This window comes from Actinopolyspora sabaoui, from assembly GCF_051225635.1.
Lineage (GTDB): Bacteria > Actinomycetota > Actinomycetes > Mycobacteriales > Pseudonocardiaceae > Actinopolyspora.
The window spans coordinates 49,706-73,599 of sequence record NZ_JBMIHH010000011.1 but is presented as its reverse complement, the minus strand read 5'-3'; the positions used below and the strand labels follow the sequence as shown (position 1 = coordinate 73,599).

The following is a 23,894-nucleotide window of genomic DNA, read 5'->3' as shown; positions in this document are numbered from 1 at the left end:
TCGAAGTGCTGCCGTTGAACCATCCGCTGGTACAGCACTGGCGGGAGACGAAGTTCGGGGAACAACCCCCGCACGCCCCCACACTGCTGCGGATCGAGCCCACCGAGACGCGAGCCTGGACCGGCCCGGCCATGACGCTGCCGCTGCTGCGCAGGCTGGGCTTTCGCTCCACCACACGGGTGCTGCGCTCGCTCGGTGTGCTGCGCAGGCAGGCGAACGGTCATCCGCTGGAATCCACCGAGTCCAACACCCTGGGCCGGGCGGGTTTCCTGCGCCTCGGCGGCGGCGCGGCGTTGGCTACCGGAATCCTGCTCTTCGGCAGGACCTCCGCGCTGGCCGAACAACGTTGCGCGGCAGCGCAGCGCTGGGCCGAGGCCAACGCGAACAACCTCCCCGCGCGCTACGACGAACTCGTCGGGTATCCGATGGCCTATCGGCGTGCGATCTACGCGAAATCCTCACCAGAACGAAAGGCGCGGTTCTGGAGCGATCACCTCAAGCGCTACCGCACTGAGAATCCCGACCTTTCCCAGGAACAACGACAAGTTCTCGACGAGGCCGAAGCAATCGCCGCCAATCCGGTGAATTTCACCCCGGAAAACGCCCCGACGCGTGCGGCGGAGAATGTCGATCGAAAAATGCGGGAGGCTTTCGGGAAGGAGGAGGCCGGACGTGCGATCGCCACGCTCGGACCGACGGAACGCCGTGCCGCCGAAACCGCACCGCCCGCCTGCGAATGCGCCAACGGGAGCGAGTACTGCCCGGATCGACACTACTGCCAGTACAAGTCCAATGACTGCTCGTTCGTCGACAGGAGCTGCGGCGCGTTCTGGCAGTACGTGTGTAACGGCCTCTGCGAGTACGGCGGCTGAACCACTGGGCCCCACAACTGTTCCGAACCGCTGAACCTCATCGGCAGCAACGAGCACCACCGACCACGGCGCCACCAACGCGCCGTCACCAACCCGTGCCCCGGATCGGCCCGCACCCGGCCGCCGGGGCACGAGCTCGTGCCCGGAGGCACTCGCACCTGCGCACGCGGTCGAGCCCCAGGGCCACTCCCCCTCGGGTGCGCCGCGTCACTCGCCATCCCACTGACAATCGGATACCCCTGGGGGTACATTCGGGAACCGAACGAGGGAGTCGAGAAGCAGGGAATCGCGAGCCGGGAGGTGTTCGACCGTGGAGATGAGACCCGAACGCGTGGGCGACGCTCTCACCCGCCTGCGCCGCGCACAGGGCCAGCTAGCCGGAGTGATCGAGTCGATCGAGGAGGGCGAGGACTGCACCCAGGTGCTGACCCAGCTCGCCGCCGTGTCCCGCGCCCTGGACCGGGCGGGATTCAAGATCGTATCCAGCGGTATGCGCCACTGCCAGGCGGCTCGTGAAGATGGCGAGGAACCGCCCATGACCGAGGAGGAGCTGGAGCGACTGTTCCTCGCGCTGGCCTGAGCGAGCGATGCCGGCCTGGGCAAGAGGCGCAGGCCTGAACCCACGAGCGGCGGCGCGACCGCCGTGATCTCGGAGTGGCGGACCGCGGGCTCCCGCCGCGATCCGCTCCCGGCCCGCATCCCCGCAAGCCCGCATCCTCGGAATACAGCCACCGGGGGACCCGTTTATTCGTTGTATACCCCCCGGGGTATAAGGAGTGGATATGTCGGACGAGCCGATCGAAGTGACCGTCGAGGACCTGGCCACCGCCCGTGACGCGGGTGCGGAAGTCCTCGACGTGCGCTCTCCTGAGGAGTACGCACAGGGACACGTCCCCGGAGCGCGCAACGTCCCGCTGGAACAGCTGCTGCGGACACCCGGTGAGTTCCCGCACGGCGTACAGGTGGTCTGCCAGTCGGGTGGCCGCAGCCTGCGGGCCGCCCACGCCCTGCGTGAAGCGGGGGTCAACGCGGTTTCGGTTTCCGGTGGAACGGCGGCATGGATCGAATCCGGCCGGGACACCGAAGGAGGTGCGGCGCAATGACACGAACCATGACACGGACGCCGGAACAACAACGACTGTCGGAGACACCGCATGTCGAGGTGATCGCCACCTCTTCCCTGGGAGACCGCAGCTATCTGGCGACCGACGGCGAAACGGCGGTGGTGGTGGATCCGCAGCGCGATGTGGATCGGATCCTCGCGCTGGCGGGCCGTCTCGACGTGCGGATCGGGCTCGTACTGGAGACGCACATCCACAACGACTACGTCTCCGGCGGGCTGGAACTGGCCCGGCTCACCGGAGCCGAGTACGGGGTGGCCGCCGCGGACGAGGCGCCGTTCGAGCACCGACCGCTGCGAGACGGCGAGGTGGTGACGGTCTCCGGAAACCTGCGGGTGCGGGCACTGGCCACCCCCGGCCACACCTTCCACCACCTGTCCTACCTGCTGGAGAACGACTCCGGCACCTTCGGCGCCTTCACCGGCGGTTCGCTGCTGTTCGGCACCACCGGCCGCACCGACCTGGTGGGGGAACAGCACAGCGAACAGCTCGCCCGGCACCAGTACGCCTCGGCGCGGAAGCTGGCCGACGTACTGCCTGACGGGGCGCGGATATGGCCCACGCACGGTTTCGGCAGCTTCTGCTCGGCCACCCAGGCGTCGGGCGACTCCAGCACCATCGAACAGGAGCGGGAGTTCAACCCCGCACTGACGCTGTCCGAGGGCGAGTTCGTCGAGACCATCCTCTCCGGGCTGGACACCTACCCCGCCTACTACGCGCACATGGGTGTGCGGAACATCGCCGGTCCCGAACCACTGGACCTGCGCCGTCCCACCGAGGCGAGTCCGGACGAGCTGGCTCGGCGGCTGGAGCACGGCGAATGGGTGGTGGACCTGCGCTCGCGGAAGGCCTACGTCCGTTCGCACCTGGCGGGCACGGTCGGCCTGGGGCTGGACGGGCCGATGGTGACCTGGCTGGGCTGGATGATCGACTGGGGTTCCCCGATCACGCTGCTGGGTGAGTCGCCCGAGCAGGTCGCGGAGGCGCAACGCGAGCTGGCCCGGATCGGCATCGACAAGTTCGCGGCGGCGGCGAGTGGGCAACCCGCCGAGCTGGCCGCCGATCCGGCACAACTGCGCGAGACCACCACGGCGAGTTTCGCCGACCTCGCGGCCACGCGCTCCGGCGAGCACAACGGGATGCCGCCCGCTGACGTGGTGCTGGACGTGCGGACCAACAACGAGTTCCGCGACTCCCACGTAACCGGCGCGGTGCACATTCCGCTGTACGAACTGCCGAAGCGGGTGAGCGAGGTTCCCGACGGCACGGTGTGGGTGCACTGTGGCAGTGGTTATCGCGCCACGGCGGCGGCCTCGCTGCTGGAGTCGGGCGGGCGCACAGCGGTAGTGGTCGACGACAAGTTCGACGAGGCGGGAGCCGCGGGACTCGAACTGACCTCGTCGTGACGAGCTGCGAACCGCCCGCCCCTCTCACCCCGGAAGGGGGCGGACGGCACCGCGCGGGGCCCGGCGCCGGAGCCCCGCCGGAGAACACGAGCAACGGAAGGGAACCAATTGTCCAGCGCCACCCCCGAACTCCTGCACACGGCACAACTGCGGGAGATCCTGCGAACCCATCCCCGGACGAGGCTGATCGACGTTCGCTCCCCCGGCGAATTCGACTCGGTCAACATCCCGGGTTCGCACAACGTTCCGATCGAGCTGTTACGCCAACGGCAAGCCGAACTCGGCAGTGAGCACGACGATCCGGTGGTACTGGTGTGCGCCTCGGGCGCTCGCGCCGAGCAGGCCAGGACGCTGCTGGAAGGAGCGGGAGTGCCCGACACTCGAGTGCTGCGCGGCGGCATCACCGAGTGGCAGCGGGAAGGCGGCGAGGTCAACCGGGGCAAGGGCGTCTGGCCGATGGAGCGGCAGGTACGGCTGGTCGCGGGCTCGCTGGTGCTGAGTGGCGTGTTGGGCAGTCTCGCCTACCGGCCGCTGAAGTGGCTGGCAGGGTTCGTGGGCGCGGGGCTCACGTTCGCCGCGATCAGTGATACCTGCGCGATGGCTCGACTGCTGGGCATGCTGCCGCACAACCGGAGGAGCACGGTGGAGCCGGAGACGGCGCTGTCCGCTGTCACGGCCGCCGAACCGGGCACGCCACATGTGTGAGGCAGGAACCAACCGAGGCCGGTCCTCCCCGGCCCGGTATGACGCCACCACGGAGAGGCGAACGCGCCGGCGCGTATCGCGGCGGGAAGCGAAATGATCGCGGCGCTCGCGTTCGGGGTGGTCATCGGGCTGGCGATGGGACTGCTCGGCGCCGGCGGTTCGATCCTGGCGGTCCCGGCGTTGGTCTACGGCGTCGGCCTACCGCTGCGGATAGCCATACCGGCCTCGCTGTTGATCGTGGCGATCTCGGCGATCGGTGGGCTGTTGCCCCGAGCTCGGCGCGAGAAGGTGCTCTGGCCGGTGGCGCTGGTGTTCGGCGCGGCCGGGGTTCCGGCCGCGTTCGGGGGCGCAGCGCTGGGCAGGTTACTGCCGGACCGCTGGCTGTTGTTGTCGTTCGCGGTGCTCATGGTGGTGGTCGCGGTTCGGATGCTCACGGGTGGAGAAACCGTGAGCGGCTCCTGCCGCACCGACACCGGCGGCGTCGAGTGGCGCAGCTGCCTGCCGAAATCGCTGCTGAGCGGTGCGGGTGTCGGAGCGTTGACCGGGTTGTTCGGGGTGGGCGGCGGTTTCGTGGTGGTCCCCGCCCTGACCCTGTTGCTGGGACTGGCCGCACAGCAGGCCGTCGCCACTTCGCTGCTGGTGGTGCTGATCAACTCGCTGGCCGGGCTGGCAGCGCACTCCGGTGTCATTGACGAGATCGAGTATCCGGTGGTGCTGGCGTTCGCGGTCACCGCGCTGGTGGTCTCGACACTGGCCGCGCGGCTGACCGCGCGGCTGCGGGCGGAGACCATCCGGCACTGGTTCGGCTACGTGGTGCTGGTGATCGCTGTCGGTGTGGGCATCGCGGCATTGGCCGACCCGTCGGCGTTGGGCGGTTGATGCCGGGAGCGGAGCCGGTTAGCACGGGAAGTTTCCCCACCCCGGACCTGGTTACGCCCACTGTGGGCGAACCCACCTCCTTCCGATGCCCGCCGGCGAAACCTCGGTAATACCGGTAACGAAGATCACTCTTAAGGATGTCGTTTTTCATTCTTTAGAGGGATACGCTTCCCGTTACTTCACTTGACCCGGCCCCGACGCCACTCGAACGCGGGAGGGGTTCGCATGTTCGGCAGTACTCCTCCGCCCGAACCGTTCACCGTGACGAACCGAACCCCACCGGTACTGGTGGGCCGTGCGGAAGAACTCGAAACCGTCACGGAGCTGGTGCTGTCCCCACCTGCCGTGCTGCTGCTGGAGGGGGAAGCGGGCGTGGGCAAAACACGCCTGATCCGCGAGTCACTGGAACGCCCCGCGATCGGGCGCACCGTCCTGGACGGGGCCTGCCAGCCACTCCAGGACCCCTTCCCCTACGGGCCGGTGATCGACGCGTTACGCACCCTCGACCCGCTTCCCGCCCCCGAACGCCTCAACCCCGTCACCGGCGCGCTCCGCGGCCTGCTCCCCGAACTGGGCGAGTTCCTGCCACCACCCCCGGAGCCCCTCGGTGACACGGCGGCGGAACGACACCGGTTGTTCCGCGGCATCCACGCGCTGCTCGAGGCGAGCACTCCCGCGGTCCTCGTGATCGAAGACCTGCACTGGGCCGATGAGGGAACGAGGGAACTGCTGCGGTTCCTGATCAGCGATCCGCCCGACGAGCTGACCCTCGTGCTGAGCTACCGCCGTGAGGAACTGGCCGGTGGCGTTCCACTGGGAACGGCCTACCGACATCCACGACGGGCGCGTAGCACGGTGATGACGCTGCGTCCGTTGAACATCGAGCAGGTGGGCACGATGGCCGCGCACCTGCTGGGAACGGAATCCGTCGAAACGGAGTTCGCGCGGGAACTGCACGAACGGACGGCCGGACTTCCGTTCGTCGTGGCCGAGACGCTGCCCACACTGCGCGCGCAGCGCGAGCGAAGATCCTGCTCGGCCGGAGAGTTGAAAACGCTCGAACAATTCGACGTTCCGGTGCTGCTGCGTGACTCGATGGCCGAGCGGTTGGGAGCACTGCCCGAGCCGGTGACGCGCCTGGTGCACGCGGCGGCGGTACTGGGAACTCCGGCCGAGGCCGGGCTGCTGGGACGGATCGCGGGCGTGCCCGACGCGGCGCACCGGATCGTTCGGGCGCTGCGCGCCAACGTGCTGCACGAGGACGAGAACCTGCGTTACGGATTCCGGCACTGCCTGGCACGTCAGGCGGCCCACGACACCCTCACCGGACCGGAACGCCGCGAACTGCACGAACGCGCCCTGCGGCTTTTGTCCGAACAGGAGCGACCACCGCTGATCCGGCTCGCCGAACACAGCAAGGCCTGCGGCAGAGTCGCGGACTGGCTGTACTACGGAACGGCAGCGGCCGACCGTGCGATCGAGACGGGCGACATCGCCACCGCCACGGAACTGCTGTGCTCGCTGCTCGACGAACCTTCACTGGCGACGAGCGACGTCGATCGACTCGCGGTGCGCTTCGGATGGGCCGCGCTCGACGGGCTCGGGCAACCCCCGGTTTCGGCCGCGTTGCGGCGGGTGTTGTCCGACCAGCGGCTCTCCGAAACGGCGCGGGGCGAGGTGCGTCTCAGCCTGGGTCTGCTGTTGCTGCGGCAGAGCGACTGCCCGGGAAGGGCGCGCGGCGAGCTGGAGCTGGCAGCGACGGAACTGCGGGAGCTGCCGGAGCGGGCCGCGGTGGGCATGGCGGCGCTGGCGCAGGCACACGTGGGAACCACGCCGTACGAGCGGTGTGCCGAATGGAGCAGCCGGGTGGAAGCCGCGCTCGACGAAGCCGGGAGCACGGCGGTGCGGTCGGAATTGCTCGCCCACGTGCTTCCCAGCCGGATGTTCGGCGGCGAGTCCACGGCGGCGTGGCGGCACTTCGAACGGCTGCCTCCCCCGAGCGGGGCGGGTCCGGAGCTTCATCACATCGCGCGGCTCCACGGCAACCTCGCCGACGCTTACACGTGGTTGGGTGAGTACTCGGCGGCCCGCGAGCATCTGACCGAGGCACGCGAGCTCGCCCGTGCGGCGGGCGGCAGCCCTTATCTGGACAGCACACTGCGCAGCACCGAGATCCGACTGCGCCGGATGACCGGCGCGTGGGAGGAACTCGTCGAGAACGCGGAACGGCTGCTGCGGGACCACGGACAACTGCGACCGGTGGCGGTGGAGCTCGCACTGGTGCTGGGAATGGACGCCGTCACGCGGGGAGACTGGAAAACCGCCGAGCTGCGCCTCGCCGCCACCGGAGTGGACACTCCGGACGACTCCTTCACTCCGGTGGTGATCGCGGCCGGGGCGAGCCGGGTCCGGATGCGACTGCTGCGCGGGGACTCGGCCGGGGCGGTGAACGCGGCGGATCACGCGGTATGGGTAGTGCGACGCAAGGGAATCTGGATCTGGGCGAACGAGCTGCTGCCCAACGCCGTGGCTGCCTACGACCTACTCGGCAGGGAGGCCGAGGCCGAACAGCTGATCGACGAGTTCGCCGTCGCCACCGCGAAACGTCGGAGTCCGCTGGCCGCTCCGACCACGGCGGCGGCCCGGGCGATCCGCTGCGAGAGTGCGGGGGAATTCTCCGGGGCGGCCGACTGGTGGGAAACGGCCCGGGCGGGCTACGCGGCACTGCCGCAGCCGTACAGCGCTGCCCTCGCCCGGGAACGTCTCGTCGCACACCAGCTCCGTTCCGGGGACGACTCCGCCGTGGCGCGAATGTTCGAAGTGCTCGATGCTTTCGAACGGCTGGGTGCGAGCAGGGACGCCGCACGCTGCAGACAACTGCTGCGCGACCGCGGTGTTTCGCCGCCCTCGTCGCGGCGGGGACGCAAGGGGTACGGTGCCGAGCTCTCGCCTCGGGAGCGCGACGTGGCGAGGCTGGTGGGGCTGGGAAACACGAACCGGGAGATAGCCACGCTGCTTTTCCTGTCACCGCGGACCGTGGAGCAGCACGTGGCGAAGGTGATTCGGAAATTGGGACTCACCTCTCGCACCGAGATCCGGACCTATTGACCGGCAGGGTCTCCGGCTCGGTCGTCGTGGACGATCTCTTGGCGGAACCTCTCGCGGGCTCTCGCCGCGGGTGACCCGACCTCGGATAGTTAGGTGCGGCCCGCATCGAGGCCCGGCGATTTCGCGAGAAATTGACGCCGGGCGCGCCACACCGCCTCACCTCTCCGACAATTTCGCGAGAAATTGACGCCGCCCCTTGCCAGCCGGGCCGAGCCGGAAGCGGGGCCGGAGCTCACGACGAGCCCCTCCGACGCGCGAGGGACCTCCCGCCGGGGCTCGGCGGAAGGTCCCCTTCGGACGTGCCCGACAGGGCCGGTGCTCAGGCGAAGCAGTACACCGTACCGAAGTCGTAGCAGTCGATCCGGTGCGTGGACGAGCCGGTGGCACCCTCGTTGTCGGTTACGGTCAGCGTCGCGGTGAACTGGCCACCGCCGTAGCTGTGGCTGGTGGTGCTGCCGGTGGCGGTGGCACCGTCACCGAACTGCCAGGAGTAGCCCGCCACGGAACCGTCCGAGTCAGTGGAGCCGGTGGCGTCGAAGTCACAGCCCGCGGTGGTGCAGTTGACGGTGAACGAAGCCGTGGGTGCGCTGTTCTCCGGCGGTTGCGGGTCCCCGCCGTCGCTCTCACCCACGTAGAGCAGCTTGTTGGGCGACCCGGCGCCGATGCCGGAGATCTTGCCGGTACTGGCGTTGTTCACCATGCTGTCGCGAACCTGTGCCGGACTCGCGGAAGGAGTTTCGGCCAGCAGCAGCGCGGCGGCACCCACGACGTGCGGGGTTGCCATGGAGGTACCACTGATCGTGTTGGTGTCGGTGTCGCTGCCGATCCAGGCGGAGGTGATGTTGCTGCCGGGAGCGTAGATGTCCAGGCAGTCACCGTAGTTGGAGTAGCTCGCCTCGGCGTCCTGGCTGTTGGTGGCACCGACGGTGATGGCTTCCTCGACCCTGGCGGGCGAGTAGTCGCAGGCGTCGGCGGCGGAATTCCCGGCGGCGATGCCGTAGGTGACCCCGGCGGCGATCGAGCTGCTCACCGCGTCGTCCACCGCGCTGCTGGCGGAACCGCCCAGGCTCATGTTGGCCGCGGCGGGACCGTCGGCGTTCTGGGTGACCCAGTCGATGCCGTCGATGACACCCGCGTAGGAGCCGCTGCCCTGGCAGTCCAGCACGCGCACGCCGACCAGGTCGACGTTCTTGGCGACACCGTACTCGTTACCGCCGACGGTGCCCGCCACGTGCGTGCCGTGCCCGTTGCAGTCGTTGGCCACGGCGTCACCGTCGACGAAGTCGTAACCGCTGGAGGCACGACCGCCGAAGGTCTCGTGGCTGGTCCGGATACCGGTGTCGATCACGTAGGCCGTGACTCCCTCACCCCCGTTGGGGTAGGTGTAGGAGTCGTCCAGCGGGAGATCGCGCTGGTCGATCCGGTCGAGCCCGTACGAGGGCGGGTTGTCCTGGGTACCGAGCGCGTGCACGCGGCGGTTCTGCTCGACGTACTTGACACTGGGATCCGCCGCCAACCGCTCGGCCGCCGCCTCGTCCATCGCCGCGGAGTAGCCGCGCAACGCGGTTTCGTAGGTCCGCTGGACCTCGCCGCCGTAGCGTTGGCTGAGATCGGTGGCGGCCGCGCTCACGCCACCGGGGCCGGTGGCCGCGGCGTCCTCGAAGACGACGATGTACTCGCCTGCCACGGCCGACTCGGCATCGGCGTTCCTGATCTCGCCCGTCGCGGCCTGCGCGGGCAGTGCCGTGGCCAGACCGAAGGATGTCGCCACGGCGGCGCCCAGGCACAGACCCGCCAGCCTGCGCCGTCCCGTTGTCGGGTGCTGCATCGTTCCTCCTGCTGATCGCGCCGCTTTCGAGCGGCGGGAACGGTTTCCGTCCACCGCACACGCCCCGGGGGCTTCGAGACCCGACTCCGGTGAAGTGGCGGTGAACAGTGCCCAGAACGATCGTTCCACGATCGCCGAGGAACAATCCGTGAAACCGTGGGTACGGGTACTTACGGAATGGGGCCCGCCGTTCCCGGAATTCACCGACGGGCGAGCCCCGATGGTGGTAATCAGTTCTCGTGCCCACCGCATTCGCGGCGAAACTCGGCGGACTCCGACGAATCGCGCGGAGATCCTGGCCGAACCGGATCGGAAACACGATTCACTCCGGACACCAGGGACTTTAATACTGTTGTCACAACACGAAACCCTTACTCTCCGGTAGGAACGAATCGATTCACAGCTTCGTCCATTCCGCGGCCCGCGCCACAGAGATTTCGCGGTGCGCACGGAGTTGACAGTTTTCCCAACAGCCAGGAAAACCGGGAAATACGGTATCGGAAAACCGAGGAAAACTCGTAGGGCACGCCCGATACTCACCCGAAGGTGTAAAGCATTCTCCTCCGAAACCCACCCCACCCCTTCCGCACCGGCGATTTCGCGCGAAATTGACGATCCGGGGCGCTCGGCGACCGCTAAGCGAGTTCGCCGTACTCGCCGAACCAGTAGGCCAACCGCCCCCGCCGCCCAACGGCCCGGAGCCTGCGCTCGGTCGCCACACGCTCGGTACTGGTGGTCACGATCAGCAGCTGGTCACCGACCTCGATCCTGCTCTCGGGCTGCGGCACGAACACGGCTCCGCCACGGACCAACAGGGCGATCACGCTCGGCTCGGGCAGCTGCAGTTCCATGACCGTGACATAGTGCAGCCGCGATCCCTCCGGGACGGAAACGGTCAGCAGTTCCGCGTCGAGCACGTCCAGCGGTGCCGACTCGACCCGCACCTCACGGGCGCCCTCCGGGGTTATGATTCCCAGCAGTCGAGCCACCGGACGCAGGCTCGGCCCCTGCACGAGGGTGAAGACAACGACCAGCACGAACACGATGTCGACCAGCCGGTCACTGCCCCGTACCCCAGCGACCACCGGGAAAGTGGCCAACACGATGGGAACGGCTCCGCGCAATCCCGCCCAGGACAGGAAGGCGTGCTCGCGCCAGGGAACCCGGAACGGCAGCAGCGAGCCCGCAACCGCGAGCGGACGCGCCACCAATAGCAGCACGGAGCCGATCACGAGCGCGGACAGTGCCTCGAAGTAGAGCTCGCTGGGATCGACCAGCAGCCCCAACAGCACGAACAGTCCGATCTGGGCCAGCCAGCCGAGCCCCTCGGCGAACGAGCGGGTGGCTGAACGGTGCGGCAGTCCGGCGTTGGCCAACACCACACCCGCCAGGTAGGCCGCGATGAATCCGCTGGCCTGTGCCACGCCCGCGGCGGCGAACGCCAGCGCTCCCAAGCCGAATATGGCCAGCGGATACAACCCCGAGGCGGGCAGCGCTACGCGCGGCAGCGCGACGGCCCCGATACTCCCGAGCAGCAGCCCGAGCAGCGCGCCGACTCCGAGTTGGTAAAGCAATGACCCGGCCACGTGCCACGGATTCAGCACCAGGGGGGTGGAGCTGAGCAGCACGACGAGAATCACCGTGGGCGCGTCGTTGAAACCGGACTCGGCCTCGAGCAGCCCGGCGGCGCGCCTGGGAATGGGCAGTACGCGCAGCACCGAGAAAACCGCCGCCGCGTCGGTGGAGGACACGATCGCGCCGAGCAGCAGTGCCAGCTGCCAATCGAGCCCCAGCAGCAGGTTCGCCGCCAACGCCGTGACCCCCGCGCTGATTCCGACACCGAGGGTGGCCAGCGCACCGGCGGGAGCGAGCACCCTGGAGACATCGGACCACTTGGTGGTCAGCCCGCCCTCTACCAGGATGACGGCCAACGCGGCGGTGCCGAGGTTCTGCGCCAACTGCGGATCGTCGAGTTCGATCCCCAGGCCGTCCTCCCCCAGGAGCATCCCCAGCACCAGGAACAGCAGCAGGCTGGGCAGCCCGATCCGGGCGGCGAACCTGGTGGCGACGATACCGGCCAGCAGGACCAGACCGCCCGCGAAAAGGGCCAGGTAGAGCTCCTGCAGGCTCATCTCGTCCCCGATTCTCGGCCGGATGCCACCCTCGACGGTGGCGAGCCCCGGCACGCGCCTCGTCCCGCAACGGTGGGTCGGCCATCCAGTACACCAAGATCACCGGAAACACGCGGCAGCGACAAGACCGCCGTGGTGTGACGGGAGCTCGTGCCACCGGCACTGCGGCGGGTGGCGCCGCACCCCGATACTACCCAAGAAAGCTACCGTACAGTAACATAACGCGGCATGACAGCCGATTTCGACTGGGTCGCCGACGCGATGAACAAGACCGTGCCCTGGGTTTCCACGGCGGGAATCGAATTCTCCGAACTGGAGCGGCAGCGAGTCGTGTGCTCGCTTCGCGACGTGCCGGAACAGCGCAACCACGTGGGCGGCCCGCATGCGGCCGTGATGTTCGGGCTCGCCGAGACCGCCTCCGGTGCGGTGACGCTGGCCGCTTTTACGCCGCTGCTGGAGCGTGCCACACCGCTCGTCGCCCGCAGCGAGATCGCCTACCGTAAGCTCGCGCTGGGCGACCTGACCGCCGAAGCGGTACTCGGCCGTGAGATCGAGGAGGTGCGCGCCGAACTCGACGGCGGAATCCGCCCCGAGTTTCCGGTGCACTGCACCATCCGGGACGACGAACAGAACACGACCGGTGAGATGACGGTGTACTGGACGCTGCGGCCGAACGACTCCTGAGTCCCAGGTCGCCCCAGCGGCTGTTCGCGACTCGCAGTCCTCGACGGCCGGTCTGTCAGTCCCACTCGCCGGGATCGGCTTCGAGCAGGTCCGCGAGCCGTTCGAGGAACACCCGCTGAGCGGGCAGTATCCGTGACCTCGCCCGCACGAGGTCGAACCAGGCGACGCGGTCGAGCTCCGAGAACTCCCGAAACCGGCCCGAGCCTCTCGGCCATTCCATGGTGAAGGTGCCGGGCACCATCGAACGCGGATCGATCTCGCCCGGCACCGCCCAGACCGTGACGACCTTGCCGTTCGACTGCAGTGCGCTGCCCAGTGACTCGAAACGTCCGTCCGGCGGCTCCATCCCCAGCTCCTCGCGGAATTCCCGCCTGGCTGCCTCCCAGGCCGTCTCCTCGGGGGTGTACTCACCCTTGGGCACCGACCAGGCCCCCTCGTCGCGGTTTCCCCAGAGGGGACCACCCATGTGACCGAGCAGCACCTCGGCACCATTCTCGCCTCTCCGGAAGACCAGTATCCCGGCGCTGGTTCTGCCCACGACGTCAAATTCCCACGAAATCGCCGCGCCGGCGGGGCGGCACGGCGGAGCCGGGCGTCGATTTCTCGCGAAATCGCCGCGCCGCTTCGACGCGGAGCCGAACCCCCGACCAACCTCTCGCGGGTCGCGCTCCCACCACTCCCGCGGGCGGCACTCCAGCCACCCCCGCAGGGCGAACTCCGGCCACCCCCACAGTCGGCGCCGCCGCGGGTCCTCCCGTGCGGCTCTCGCGAGGACGCCGGAGACGTCGTGTGTACCTACCCGATGTCTCCGGACCCGCAGCGAGAGCCGTGCGAGAGGTTCCGCCACCCGCACCGCCTCGCGAACCGAGCCGACATCAGTCGCCCCCAAGGACTCTCGGCGAATTCCCAGTCGTGGCCCCGCCCGCACCCAGCTGGACGGACCAGAGTCGGTAACGGGCCCACGGATGTCCCCGCATCCGTCAGACAGATCCGAGCCGATCTTTCCGTAAGAGGAGCCATGACCGCGAGTCCGACAAGTCCCGAGCGCTGTGGGGCGACGTTCCAATTTCCCTACCAGGAGCCAGTGGCGCCGACCGAACAAGCCTCACCGGGGACCACCTCCCCGAGGCTGGGCCCGAGCACGGTGGACCTCGTCATCCCGGTTTACAACGAGGAACGCGCACTGCGCGGCTGTGTCACGACGTTACACGAACGGTTGCGAAACGACTTCCCGTTTCCCTGGCGCATCACGATCGTGGACAACGCGAGCACCGACAACACCCCCCGAGTGGCCGAACAGCTCTCGGAGGAGATGAAGGGGGTCGACTGCCTGCGGCTCGATCGCAAGGGGCGCGGGCTCGCGCTGCGCACAGCCTGGGGAAACACCGACGCCGACATCGCGGTCTACATGGACGTTGACCTGTCCACCGGGCTGGACGGCCTGCTGCCGCTGGTCGCGCCGCTGGCCAGTGGCCACTCCGACATGGCCATCGGCAGCAGGCTCGCCCCCGCTGCCCGTACCGTCAGGGGACCGCGGCGCGAGTTGATCTCGCGGTGCTACAACAAGCTGATCAGGATCACGCACGGTAGCCGATTCAGCGACGCGCAGTGCGGCTTCAAGGCCGTCCGTACCGCCGCGCTGCGTCCGCTGCTGCATGCCACCAACGACGACGAGTGGTTCTTCGACACCGAACTACTGCTGTTGGCCGAGTACAACGGGCTGCGGATCCACGAGGTCCCGGTCGACTGGGTCGAGGACACCGACAGCAGGGTGAAGGTGTTCAACACCGCGGTGGACGACCTGCGCGGGCTCTGGCGGATCGCCCGCCGCAAGAGCACCGGCGCCGCCCGCGTCGCCGTTTCCTCGCGGGGCCCGGTCACCTCCGAGCACCCCGACGCGGTGCTGGCTCCGAAGTCCAAGCGCTCCCGCCTGTTCGGCCAGGTCGGCTGGTTCGCGCTGATCGGGGTGTTCTCCACCATCGGCCAAGCGGTGCTGTACTGGCTGCTGCGCCAGTGGTGGCCCGCGGTGGCGGCCAACTTCGTCTCGTTGCTGGTGCTGACGATCCTGAACACGGAGGCGAACCGGAGGTTGTCCTTCCGGGACTCCCAGACCGGCGTGGGCCGGGCCCACATCGGCGCGGGCGGGCTGTTCCTGCTCGGCTACCTGGTGACCTCGGCGGCCGTGCTGCTCTACGACTCGGCGGCGGGCAACGCCTCCCCCGCCGCGGAATCAGTGGTGTTGGCATGCGCTTCCGTGCTGGTCACCGCCATTCGCTTCCTGCTGCTGCGGACCACGGTTTTCCGCCGCGACGACTCCAGCTCACCACGGCAGGAAAGTGGTGAGACGAATTGAGTACCGAAACAACGGAGGACGACAACCACATGGGTTCCACGCGGATCTCGGGAACCATCACCGAGGCGGCAGAGAGAGGTGGACCCGAAGTAGGTGAACGCGGAGCAGATGAACAGTGCCCCACCGAGCACCGCGCCGCGAGCGGTTCCCTGTGGCCGAGGATCGCGCTGGGGGCGATCCTGATACTCGCGGCCGGACTGTACGGCTGGGCGATCGGCTCGCTGGGCTGGGGAAACACCTACTACTCGGCCGCGGTGAAGTCGATGGGCGAAAGCTGGGTGAACTTCCTGTTCGGCTCGTTCGACCCGGCGGGAGTCGTCACCGTCGACAAGCCACCGGCCGCACTGTGGCCGCAGGTGATCAGCAGCAAGATCTTCGGCATGCAGGGTTGGGCACTGATCCTGCCGCAGGTGGTCGAGGGCGTGCTCACCGTACTGCTGCTGCACCGCACGGTACGGCGCTGGGCCGGTGAGATCGCGGGGCTGATCGCTGCCCTGGTGCTGACGCTGACCCCCATCACAGTGGCGATCAACCGGGACAACAACCCCGATCCGCTGCTGATGCTGTTCCTGGTGGCGGCCGCCTACGCGCTGACCCGCGCGTTGCATGCCGCTCGGAGCCGGGACGCCACGCTGTGGCTGTGCGGGGCGGCTGCGCTGATCGGCTGTGGCTTCCTCACCAAGATGCTGGCGGCCTGGATGGTCGTGCCCGCTTTCGCCGTGGTCTGGTTGCTCGGCTCCCGGTTCGGCTGGGGGACGAAGCTGGCGCAGCTGGCGGCAGCGGCGGTGTCGCTGCTGGTCTCCTCGCTGTGGTGGGTCGCGATGGTCGGGTTCTGGCCGGGTGATCACCCCTACATCGGTGGAAGTGAGGACGGCTCGGCGTGGAGCCTGGTCATCGGCTACAACGGCCTCGGCCGCATATTCGGCGGCGAGGGGCCCGGCGGTGGCGGACCCGGCGGCCCGGGTGGCGGCGCCACTGGGTCCGGTAACGGTTCCGGCAGTGGCTCGGCGAACGGTTCGAACGGTCTTCCCGGCGGCACGGGTGAGCTTCCCGGTGGAGGCGGCGGCCAGGGCGGTGGCCCCGGTGGCGGTTTCGCGGGAAGCACCGGGCCACTGCGGCTGTTCAACGACCAGCTGGCCGGTCAGATCAGCTGGCTGCTGCCACTTTGCCTGATCGCGCTGCTGTTGGCCGGCACGGTCGGCCTGCTGCGGCGCAGCGGTGATCGGACCGTGGGAGAACCGCCGGCTGCCAGTGGTTGGACCCTCTGGGGGCTGTGGCTGCTGGTCTGTGGAGCGGTCTTCTCGTTCCAGCAGGGCACGATCCATCCTTACTACACGACCCAGCTCGCGCCCGCCGTGGCAGCACTGTGCGGCGGCCTGGTGGTGCTGTTGGTACGCGCCCATCGCGCGGGGTCCCGCTGGATACCCGCCGTCGGCGTACTCGGCGTGGTGGCGACCGTCTGCTGGGCGGCAGTGATCATCCGGCGCACTCCCGACTGGATGGGCTGGCTGGCCTGGGCGGTGCTCGGCGTCGGGGCACTGGCCGTCGTGCTGTTGACCATCGGCTGGAAGTGGTCCCGGCTGTTGCCGCCGGCCGCGGCTTGCTCGATGGTGGCCGTGTTGCTCGCGCCGGGTGCCTGGGCGATCAGCGAGTCGACCGGTGGTTCCTCCGACATGGGCGGTACGAACCCGACGGCGGGACCGTCGAACATCAGCGGATTCGGCGGTGCCACCGCCGGTGGCCGGGGCGGCAACGGTCCGTTCGGGAACGGGAACACGCCTCCCGGCATGTCCGGGCAGGGGAACGGCGCGAACAACGGTCAGTCGGGCAACGGGGCCGGTGGCACCGGCAGTGGGCGGGTTATGCCCGGCCAGCCGGGGAACGGTTCCGACAGCGGGCAATCCGGCAACCAGGGGCAGTCCGGGAATCAGGGCCGGTCCGGTTACAGGTCCGGTGGTTCCGTCGGAGGCGGCAGCCCGATCAGGATCCGGAACGGCTCCTCGCTGAGCGACCGGCAACAGGCGATCCTGGACTACGCGATTCAGCATTCGGGGTCGGCTCGCATCAAGCTGGCGATCAGCGGCGGCTCCATGTCCGCCTCGTCGTTTATCCTGAACAGCGACGCCACGGTCATCGGCATGGGCGGTTTCACCGGCAGTGACAACGCTCCCTCGGTGTCCCAGTTGGCGGAGTGGACCGACAACGGCGAACTACGTTACGTCCTCGGTTCGGACGGCCGGGGCGGTGGCCCCGGTGGCGACGGCTACTCCCAGCAACGGAGCGAGTGGATCGAGCAGAACTGCTCCGAGGTGGACTCCTCCGAATACCTGAGCGACAGTCGGAGCGAGACCGGCAGTCAGAACAGCGACGACGGTGACGCGCCCGGATCCGGTTCGAGCGGATCGAACTCGGGCATGGTTCAGGCGTCGACGCTGTACGAGTGTGAGTGAAGGACCGAGCGGGAAGAACAGCATGGGCGAATCCGACGCGGCCGTTGAACGGCGGATCCTGGTCGTCGAGGACGAATCGAGCATCCGCATCCTGTTGGAGTCGACGTTGCGACTCGCCGGGTACACCGTCGGCGTCGCCGAGAGCGGGCAGCAGGCGCTGGTGGAAGCGCAACGTTTTCGCCCCGACCTGGTGGTGCTCGACGTGATGCTGCCCGACTTGGACGGATTCGCGGTGACCCGCGGGCTGCGGGCGGCCGGGTTGGAGACGCCCGTGCTCTTCCTCACCGCACGTACCGAGGTCGACGACCGCATCGAGGGATTGTCGGCGGGTGGCGACGACTACGTCACCAAACCGTTCAGCCTGGACGAGGTGCTGCTGCGCATCCGGGCGATCCTCCGGCGCACCGGCCACGAGGAGGGCAGCACCAACGCGGCGGACTCCGACACGCTGCGCTACGCGGACCTGGAACTGGACCAGGCGGCGCACGAGGTTCACCGGGCGGGCGAGTACATCCAGCTCTCGCCCACCGAGTTCAACCTGCTGTCGTATCTGATGACGAACGCGACGCGGGTGGTGAGCAAGAGCCAGATCCTCGACCACGTGTGGAACTACGACTTCGCCGGTGACGGCAGGATCGTGGAGACCTACGTGCGGTATCTGCGGCGCAAGATCGACCGGTTCGAGCCGCCACTGATACAAACCGTGCGCGGCGTCGGCTACTGCCTCCGGCTGCCCCGGGAGCACGCCGGGACGGCGACGTCGTGACGGCCGGAGTGACCGTTCCGGGCTGGCTGCGAGCCCGCTCACTGCGGCGCAGGCTGCTGATCGGAGCTACGCTGCTCGCCACGATCGCCGTGCTGGCCTCGCAGGTGATCGGCGTGGTCGTACTGCGCTCGTGGCTGCTGAGCAGGGTGGACGAACAGCTGGAGGAATTCCGCCCGCCTAGGCCGGGGGCGATAGGCGGTCCGGCGGTACCGGGCGAACCCGACGGACAGCGGCGACTGCCCTCCGATTTCCGGGTGTACTTCTACACCCCGAGCGGCGAGTTGCGTAAGTCGCTGGGCAGCGGCCCCGAGAACGGCCCGGACCTGCGGACGGGGCCGGACGGGAGCACCTCCGAGTACCGGGAACCGACCACCGTGCCCGCCAGAGCCGGCGGGGGCAGCTGGCGAGTGCTGCGGCAGGACATCCCCGGGGAGGACTCGGCGGTGGTCGCGCTGCCGCTGGACACGCTGCAGGGGGCCGTGTCGAAACTGCTCTGGTTGAACTCGGCGCTGCTGCTGGCCACCGTGGTGGGGCTGATCGCGGTCGGCCGGTGGGTGGTGCGTCTCGGACTGCTGCCGCTGACCAGGATGGAACGGACGGCGGGCGCGATCGCCGAGGGGAACCTGGATCTGCGCCTGCGCGAGACCGATCCGCACACCGAGATCGGCAGGCTCGGTCGGGTGCTCAACACGATGATCGAACGACTGCGGGCCGCGCTGCGGGAGCGCGAGTCCTCGGAGGCCAGGCTGCGGCGGTTCGTCGCCGACGCGGGTCACGAACTGCGTACCCCGCTCACCTCGATGCGCGGTTTCGCGGAGCTGGTGCTCAAGCACGAGAGCCTGCCCGCCGAGCAGCGGCACGAGGCGCATCGGATGATCGAGCAGAACGCGGAGCGCATGAGTCTGCTGGTGGAGGACCTGCTGCTGCTGGCGAAGCTGGATCAGGAGCCGGTCTACAACCGGGAGGAGGTGGACCTGCTCTCGGTGACCGCCGACGCCATCAGCGGCACCGCGCACCGGGAGTCCTCCTCGCGGGTGGGGCTGGACCCGCTGCGCCCGGACGCCTCGGAACTGGAGTCCGTGTGGGTGGTCGGGGACTCCCACCGGCTGCGTCAGGTCGTGGGCAATCTGGTATCGAACGCGCTGTCGCACACCCCGCCGGACACCGACATCAGGGTGCGCGTGGGTACTGCCCCGGCGAGCCGGGCGGTCGGCGGGTTGAACGGACCGGAGAGATGGGTCTCCGGGTCGGAGCTGGTGGCGGGCACGCCGACCGCGATCGTGGAGGTCACCGATTCGGGGCCGGGCTTGACTCCCGAACAGGCGGGTCAGGTGTTCGACCGGTTCTACCGGGCCGACGCGGCACGCACCCGGGAGCACGGCGGCAGCGGACTGGGGCTGGCGATAGCCGCGGCCATAGCCGGCAACCACGGTGGTCGGATCGAGCTGGACACCCGCCCCGGGGAAGGAGCCACCTTCCGGCTCGTGCTGCCCGAGGCGGGATGAGCCGCTCGTTCCGGTTCCCGGCCTCCCGGCTCGTGGCGGCGGGAATCACGCTCGGTCACGGCCGCCTCGGATCCGTGGCCGAGAGCCCGAACGAGCCGATCGGGATGACCGGCCCGATCGGGGTAACCCACTCAGCCGAGCAGTTGTTCGCGGAGTGTCTTCTTGGAGAACTTGCCGGTGCTGGTCTTGGGCAGCTCGTCGACGAACCACACCTCGTCCGGCAGCCACCACTTCGCCACGCGCTGCCGCAGGTGGTCGAACACCTGCTCCGAGGTGAGCTGCTTCCCCGACTCCGTGACCACGCAGGCCACCGGGCGCTCGGTCCACTTCGGATCCGGCTTGGCGATCACCGCGGCCTCGGCCACGTCCTCGTGGGCCATGATGTGATTCTCCAGCTCGACCGAGGAGATCCACTCGCCGCCGGACTTGACCAGGTCCTTGGTGCGGTCCACGAGCCGAACGAAACCGTGCTCGTCCATCGTCGCCACGTCGCCGGTGCGCAGCCACCCGTCGGAGGTGAACGCGTCTCGCCCCTCGTCGCCGTAGTAGGACGAGGCGATCCAGGGCCCGGCCGCCTGCAGCTCACCGGGCGAGGCACCGTCCCACGGCTGTTCCTGCCCGGTGTCCATGTCCACGATGCGCAGGTCCACCAGCGGCACCGCCTGGCCCTGCGTGGCACGTACCTCGATCAGCTGCTCGGTGTTCAACCCGTCGTGATGGCTGCGGGGACTGGCCACCGAGGCCAGCGGACTGGTCTCGGTCATGCCCCACGCCTGGGTGATCGGGACGCCGATCGCCTCGCGCCATCCCTCCGACAGGGCCGTGGGAATGGCCGAGCCTCCGCCGACGACCACTCGCAGGCTGGACAGGTCGTGCTCACCCAGCAGCGGCAGCATCCCCATCCAAATGGTGGGCACGCCCGCGGTGGTGGTGACGCGGTGCCGCTCCAGCATGCTCACGAGGGCCTCGGGCTTCATAGCCGGCCCGGGGAACACGATCGAGGTACCCGCGAAGATCGCGGCGTAGGGCAGGCCCCATGCGTTGACGTGGAACATCGGCACCACGGGAAGCATGGTGTCCCGCTCGCTGAGGCCCACCGCGTCGACTGTCAGGCTGACCAGGGAGTGCAGCACGGTGGAGCGGTGCGAGTAGACCACGCCCTTGGGCTGCCCGGTGGTTCCGGAGGTGTAGCACATCGCGGCGGCCGCGTTCTCGTCGGCGACCTCGAAACGACCGCGGAACGGCTCGGCGGCGGCGAGCAGCTCTTCGTAGTCCCGGATACGAGGGTCGTCCGGAATCTCGGAGTCGGCACCGTCGTCGAGGACCACGAAGTACCGCACGGTGGCCAGCTGATCGGCCATCGGCCACAGCATCGGAAGCAGCGAACGATCCACGAACACCACGTCGTCGGCGGCGTGCTCGGCGATGTAGGCGACCTGCTCGGCGAACAGCCTGATGTTGAGGGTGTGCAGCACACGGCCGGTGCAGGGCACGCCGAAGTAGAGTTCGAGGTGGCGCTGGGTATTCCAGCCGAACGTGGCCACCCTGGCCCCCTCGGGGACCCCGAGTTGGTCGAGCACGGTGGCCAGCCGTCGGACGCGCGAGGCCCATTCGCCGTAAGTGCTTTCGACCTCACCACGCAGCGTGGTGGTGACGATTCGCTTGTCCTGGAACTGCCGCTCCGCCCGGTGGAAGATGTGCGGGAGGGTCAGCGGACGGTCCTGCATCAGTGCCTGCATATCGGGCTCTTTCGTTCTGGTGGGGGACGAGCGCCCCGGGAGAGCCGGTACGGACCGAGCTCCGGTCGGCGTGACTGGTGACACAGTAGTGTGTATCACCCACTCGGGGGTATTGGCACCAGGTCAGCGCGCGGTGATGTTCGCGGATCGTTGCGTGGAGGGCATCGACCATTGCGCGGCGGGCACGACCGTTGTGCGGCGGTCAGGGATGTCGATTTCTCGCGAAATCGCCGCGCCCAGGGCTCAGAAGTCCTGCTCGGAATCGTTGTCGTGCCGCGACGGGCCGTGCAGTCTGCGCAGGTGCACCCGCCTGCTGAGCCGGATGGCGGGACGGATGGCGAGCTCGATACTGCCGATCAGAAACAGCCAGGTCCCCTCGGTGGTGGTGGCCTCCCAGAAGAAGAGGATGCTGCCCACCATGAACCACAGCGCGATGAGGATGTCGTTGGCGATGCTGATCACTTCGTAGCGCTTGCGGATCAGCAGCTCTTCGTGACCGATCCGCAGTACCAGCGGCGTGGACGAGTAGGGATCGGACTCGTGCATTGGTTCAGCGTCCCATTCGGATGTCGGTTGCGCTCGCACCGGCTCGGAGTCGTCCCGGGCCACCGCCTCCCGTGGCGCGAAAGCGGTGGCCGCACGTCCTCATCGGCCGGTCAGGCCACGCCCTCCGGGCTGGCCCCCTCGATGGAGACCCCCGAGGCGGTGATGCGTTCGATCTCCGCCAGATCGTCGGCGTCGAGCCGCAGCTCCGCGGCGGCGAGGCTCTTCTCGATGTTGCGGGAACTCCGCGCCCCGACGATGGCGACGTGCACCCCTTCCTGCGCGAGCACCCATGCGATCGCGAGCTGGCTGACGTCGGCACCCTTGTCGGCGGCGAACCGCGTGAGCTGGTCGACCACCTCCAGGTTGCGCCGGAACGTCTCCCCCTTGAATGCGGAGGACTGCGAACGCCAGTCGTCGGCATCGAAGGTGGTGTCCTGATTCAGTGCTCCGGTCAGCAGTCCACTCGCCAGTGGGCTGTAGACGAGCACTCCGATGTCGTGCTGCCGCGCGTAGGGCAACGTCTCCCGTTCGATACCACGCCGGAACAGGTGGTAGGGCGGCTGCAGCGTCTCCACGGGTCGGGTGCGGTCGAAGTCGGCCAACTGGGCGGCGTCGTAGTTAGACACACCCACGTGCCGGATCTTGCCCTCGTCGACGAGCTCCTGCAGGGCGGCCGCGGTCTCCTCGGCCGGGGTTTGTTCATCGGGCCAGTGCACCTGGTAAAGATCGATGTGGTCGATGTCGAGCGCACGCAGGCTCTCGGTGACACCCTGACGCAGTGACGCTCGCCGGGCGTCCCTGGGGCGTTCTCCCCCAGGATTGATACCGCCCTTGGTGGCGATGACGAGATTGTCTCGAGCCCGTTCCAATTCGGAGCGCAGCGCTCGACCCAGAACCTCTTCGGATTTGCCGAAGCCGTATGCCTGGGCGGTGTCGAAGAAATTGACCCCGAGTTCTCGTGCGTGCCGAATGGCCGCGATGGCCTGTTCCTCGTCGAACGAACCCCATTCGCCACCCAATTGCCAGGTGCCGAAGGCGATTCGCGATACTGCCATACCCGTCTTGCCCAATACGGTCTGCTGCATACTTCCATGAGATCGAAAACCACGGAAACACGCCACCCAGGCCGTGGCACAGCTCGGCGACCGGCCCGTGCGGACCGGCGACGAAACCGAAAAACCACACTTCCGGGGTGAATCCGACCGATTCGCTGGCGAGTGCGCACACCGGTTGAGCATGTTGATCACAGGTGTCCCGCTCGGGACCAAATCTCTTCCCCGCAACGGAACGAAAGGTGATGCCGCATGCTCACTCGCCACGACGACACGTACCCGCACAACGGATTCTCGCGCGGCGGTCGCCGAGTTCCGGCCGCTCCGCGAGCCCGCGGGGTGCTGTTCTCGCTACTGGCGGCTCTGCTGTTGGGTAGCTCGGTTCAACCACTCGCGGCGGGCGCGGTGCCCGAGACCGACCGGCCCTGCGACGTCGGAGTGTTCTGCGCCTGGTCGGAAACCGACTACGCGGGCAACGAGCACTCCTTCGACCTGCGCAGCACGAACATGGAGGAATGTGTGCGGCTGCACGGCAACATCGAGGCACGTTCCTTCGCCAATCGAATGGACAGACCTGTCACGGTTTACCAGGACGCGCGATGCGCCACCAGTGCGGACTTCAGCACCTATCCCGGCGGCAGTTTCGTGCCTCGCGCTCCCTACGTGGTGCGGGCGATCAAGGTCTGGACGCACTGACTGATGTTTTCCTGTCGTGTTGTCGACAGGGGCGGGTCATTTTCGGTTCCGA

19 protein-coding genes are annotated in these 23,894 nt (G+C 68.4%); 13 read left to right on the top strand and 6 right to left on the bottom strand.

The features are described 5' to 3' along the window. Window positions 1-14: 14 nt before the first annotated feature. From ACOQFL_RS19355 to ACOQFL_RS19325, 7 genes are all read left to right on the top strand, one after another. Complete coding sequence (locus tag ACOQFL_RS19355; protein ID WP_435545610.1) at window positions 15-872, top strand: bacteriocin fulvocin C-related protein; 858 nt, start codon at window positions 15-17, stop codon at window positions 870-872. Window positions 873-1,182: 310 nt separating this feature from the next. Then, entirely contained in the window at window positions 1,183-1,452 is a 270-nt protein-coding gene (locus tag ACOQFL_RS19350) for a metal-sensitive transcriptional regulator (protein ID WP_092628831.1), read from the top strand. 202 nt (window positions 1,453-1,654) lie between these two features. Further along, a complete protein-coding gene (locus ACOQFL_RS19345) occupies window positions 1,655-1,975 on the top strand; it encodes a rhodanese-like domain-containing protein (RefSeq protein ID WP_435545609.1) in 321 nt (106 codons plus the stop codon). After that, window positions 1,972-3,399 (top strand): MBL fold metallo-hydrolase, encoded by a 1,428-nt coding sequence (locus ACOQFL_RS19340; protein ID WP_435545608.1) that lies wholly within the window; start codon window positions 1,972-1,974, stop codon window positions 3,397-3,399. Before ACOQFL_RS19345 ends, ACOQFL_RS19340 begins: the two co-directional genes overlap by 4 nt. A 108-nt stretch (window positions 3,400-3,507) precedes the next feature. Continuing rightward, complete coding sequence (locus ACOQFL_RS19335) at window positions 3,508-4,104, top strand: rhodanese-like domain-containing protein (RefSeq protein WP_435545607.1); 597 nt, start codon at window positions 3,508-3,510, stop codon at window positions 4,102-4,104. 93 nt (window positions 4,105-4,197) lie between these two features. Beyond that, on the top strand, window positions 4,198-4,983 hold the full coding sequence (locus ACOQFL_RS19330; protein WP_435545606.1) for a sulfite exporter TauE/SafE family protein: 786 nt from the start codon (window positions 4,198-4,200) through the stop codon (window positions 4,981-4,983). A gap of 225 nt (window positions 4,984-5,208) precedes the next feature. After that, window positions 5,209-8,091, top strand: a complete 2,883-nt coding sequence (locus ACOQFL_RS19325; protein ID WP_435545605.1) for a helix-turn-helix transcriptional regulator — start codon at window positions 5,209-5,211, stop codon at window positions 8,089-8,091. A 319-nt stretch (window positions 8,092-8,410) separates the two neighbouring features. Here the strand turns inward: ACOQFL_RS19325 and ACOQFL_RS19320 are convergent, their stop codons facing one another. Both ACOQFL_RS19320 and ACOQFL_RS19315 read right to left on the bottom strand, forming a co-directional pair. After that, entirely contained in the window at window positions 8,411-9,919 is a 1,509-nt protein-coding gene (locus tag ACOQFL_RS19320; protein WP_435545604.1) for a S8 family serine peptidase, read from the bottom strand. Between the two features lie 635 nt (window positions 9,920-10,554). Beyond that, the gene (locus ACOQFL_RS19315; protein ID WP_435545603.1) at window positions 10,555-12,051 is read right to left on the bottom strand and encodes a potassium/proton antiporter; all 1,497 of its coding nucleotides are present in this window, start codon (window positions 12,049-12,051) and stop codon (window positions 10,555-10,557) included. A gap of 228 nt (window positions 12,052-12,279) precedes the next feature. Between ACOQFL_RS19315 and ACOQFL_RS19310 the strand changes: the two genes are divergently transcribed. Beyond that, entirely contained in the window at window positions 12,280-12,735 is a 456-nt protein-coding gene (locus tag ACOQFL_RS19310; RefSeq protein WP_435545602.1) for a DUF4442 domain-containing protein, read from the top strand. Window positions 12,736-12,790: 55 nt separating this feature from the next. Here ACOQFL_RS19310 and ACOQFL_RS19305 read toward each other — a convergent pair whose 3' ends face one another. Continuing rightward, window positions 12,791-13,273: an NUDIX hydrolase gene (locus ACOQFL_RS19305; protein WP_435545601.1), complete on the bottom strand. Its 483-nt coding sequence runs from the start codon at window positions 13,271-13,273 to the stop codon at window positions 12,791-12,793. 546 nt (window positions 13,274-13,819) lie between these two features. On the opposite strand from ACOQFL_RS19305, the gene ACOQFL_RS19300 reads away from it, so the two are divergent. Genes ACOQFL_RS19300 through ACOQFL_RS19285 form a run of 4 tightly spaced genes read left to right on the top strand, consistent with a single transcriptional unit; the run spans window position 13,820 to window position 19,809 of the window. Beyond that, complete coding sequence (locus ACOQFL_RS19300) at window positions 13,820-15,088, top strand: bifunctional glycosyltransferase family 2/GtrA family protein (protein ID WP_435545600.1); 1,269 nt, start codon at window positions 13,820-13,822, stop codon at window positions 15,086-15,088. Then, complete coding sequence (locus tag ACOQFL_RS19295; RefSeq protein WP_435545599.1) at window positions 15,085-17,538, top strand: ArnT family glycosyltransferase; 2,454 nt, start codon at window positions 15,085-15,087, stop codon at window positions 17,536-17,538. The genes ACOQFL_RS19300 and ACOQFL_RS19295 overlap by 4 nt, the downstream gene beginning before the upstream one ends. Before the next feature lie 22 nt (window positions 17,539-17,560). Then, the gene (locus ACOQFL_RS19290) at window positions 17,561-18,304 is read left to right on the top strand and encodes a response regulator transcription factor (RefSeq protein ID WP_435545598.1); all 744 of its coding nucleotides are present in this window, start codon (window positions 17,561-17,563) and stop codon (window positions 18,302-18,304) included. Beyond that, on the top strand, window positions 18,301-19,809 hold the full coding sequence (locus ACOQFL_RS19285) for a sensor histidine kinase (RefSeq protein WP_435545597.1): 1,509 nt from the start codon (window positions 18,301-18,303) through the stop codon (window positions 19,807-19,809). The genes ACOQFL_RS19290 and ACOQFL_RS19285 overlap by 4 nt, the downstream gene beginning before the upstream one ends. Window positions 19,810-19,940: 131 nt before the next feature. On the opposite strand, the gene ACOQFL_RS19280 is transcribed toward ACOQFL_RS19285, so the two are convergent. The 3 genes from ACOQFL_RS19280 to ACOQFL_RS19270 all read right to left on the bottom strand — a co-directional run bounded on the left by ACOQFL_RS19280 (window position 19,941) and on the right by ACOQFL_RS19270 (window position 23,179). Next, the gene (locus tag ACOQFL_RS19280) at window positions 19,941-21,548 is read right to left on the bottom strand and encodes a long-chain fatty acid--CoA ligase (RefSeq protein WP_435545596.1); all 1,608 of its coding nucleotides are present in this window, start codon (window positions 21,546-21,548) and stop codon (window positions 19,941-19,943) included. A 243-nt stretch (window positions 21,549-21,791) separates the two neighbouring features. Then, window positions 21,792-22,094, bottom strand: coding sequence for a YrhK family protein (locus tag ACOQFL_RS19275; RefSeq protein ID WP_435545595.1), 303 nt, complete (start codon window positions 22,092-22,094; stop codon window positions 21,792-21,794). 110 nt (window positions 22,095-22,204) lie between these two features. Next, on the bottom strand, window positions 22,205-23,179 hold the full coding sequence (locus ACOQFL_RS19270) for an aldo/keto reductase (protein WP_435545594.1): 975 nt from the start codon (window positions 23,177-23,179) through the stop codon (window positions 22,205-22,207). Between the two features lie 219 nt (window positions 23,180-23,398). On the opposite strand from ACOQFL_RS19270, the gene ACOQFL_RS19265 reads away from it, so the two are divergent. Beyond that, entirely contained in the window at window positions 23,399-23,842 is a 444-nt protein-coding gene (locus ACOQFL_RS19265) for a peptidase inhibitor family I36 protein (RefSeq protein WP_435545593.1), read from the top strand. Window positions 23,843-23,894 lie beyond the last annotated feature (52 nt).

Excerpts from the sequence above, each read along its gene's own strand:
- ACOQFL_RS19345 (WP_435545609.1), top strand. The coding sequence starts at position 1,655 with ATGTCGGACGAGCCGATCGAAGTGACCGTCGAGGACCTGGCCACCGCC.
- ACOQFL_RS19340 (WP_435545608.1), top strand. The coding sequence starts at position 1,972 with ATGACACGAACCATGACACGGACGCCGGAACAACAACGACTGTCGGAG.
- ACOQFL_RS19330 (WP_435545606.1), top strand. The coding sequence starts at position 4,198 with ATGATCGCGGCGCTCGCGTTCGGGGTGGTCATCGGGCTGGCGATGGGA.
- ACOQFL_RS19325 (WP_435545605.1), top strand. The coding sequence starts at position 5,209 with ATGTTCGGCAGTACTCCTCCGCCCGAACCGTTCACCGTGACGAACCGA.
- ACOQFL_RS19320 (WP_435545604.1), bottom strand. The coding sequence starts at position 9,919 with ATGCAGCACCCGACAACGGGACGGCGCAGGCTGGCGGGTCTGTGCCTG.
- ACOQFL_RS19315 (WP_435545603.1), bottom strand. The coding sequence starts at position 12,051 with ATGAGCCTGCAGGAGCTCTACCTGGCCCTTTTCGCGGGCGGTCTGGTC.
- ACOQFL_RS19310 (WP_435545602.1), top strand. The coding sequence starts at position 12,280 with ATGACAGCCGATTTCGACTGGGTCGCCGACGCGATGAACAAGACCGTG.
- ACOQFL_RS19290 (WP_435545598.1), top strand. The coding sequence starts at position 17,561 with ATGGGCGAATCCGACGCGGCCGTTGAACGGCGGATCCTGGTCGTCGAG.
- ACOQFL_RS19280 (WP_435545596.1), bottom strand. The coding sequence starts at position 21,548 with ATGCAGGCACTGATGCAGGACCGTCCGCTGACCCTCCCGCACATCTTC.
- ACOQFL_RS19275 (WP_435545595.1), bottom strand. The coding sequence starts at position 22,094 with ATGCACGAGTCCGATCCCTACTCGTCCACGCCGCTGGTACTGCGGATC.
- ACOQFL_RS19270 (WP_435545594.1), bottom strand. The coding sequence starts at position 23,179 with ATGCAGCAGACCGTATTGGGCAAGACGGGTATGGCAGTATCGCGAATC.
- ACOQFL_RS19265 (WP_435545593.1), top strand. The coding sequence starts at position 23,399 with ATGCTCACTCGCCACGACGACACGTACCCGCACAACGGATTCTCGCGC.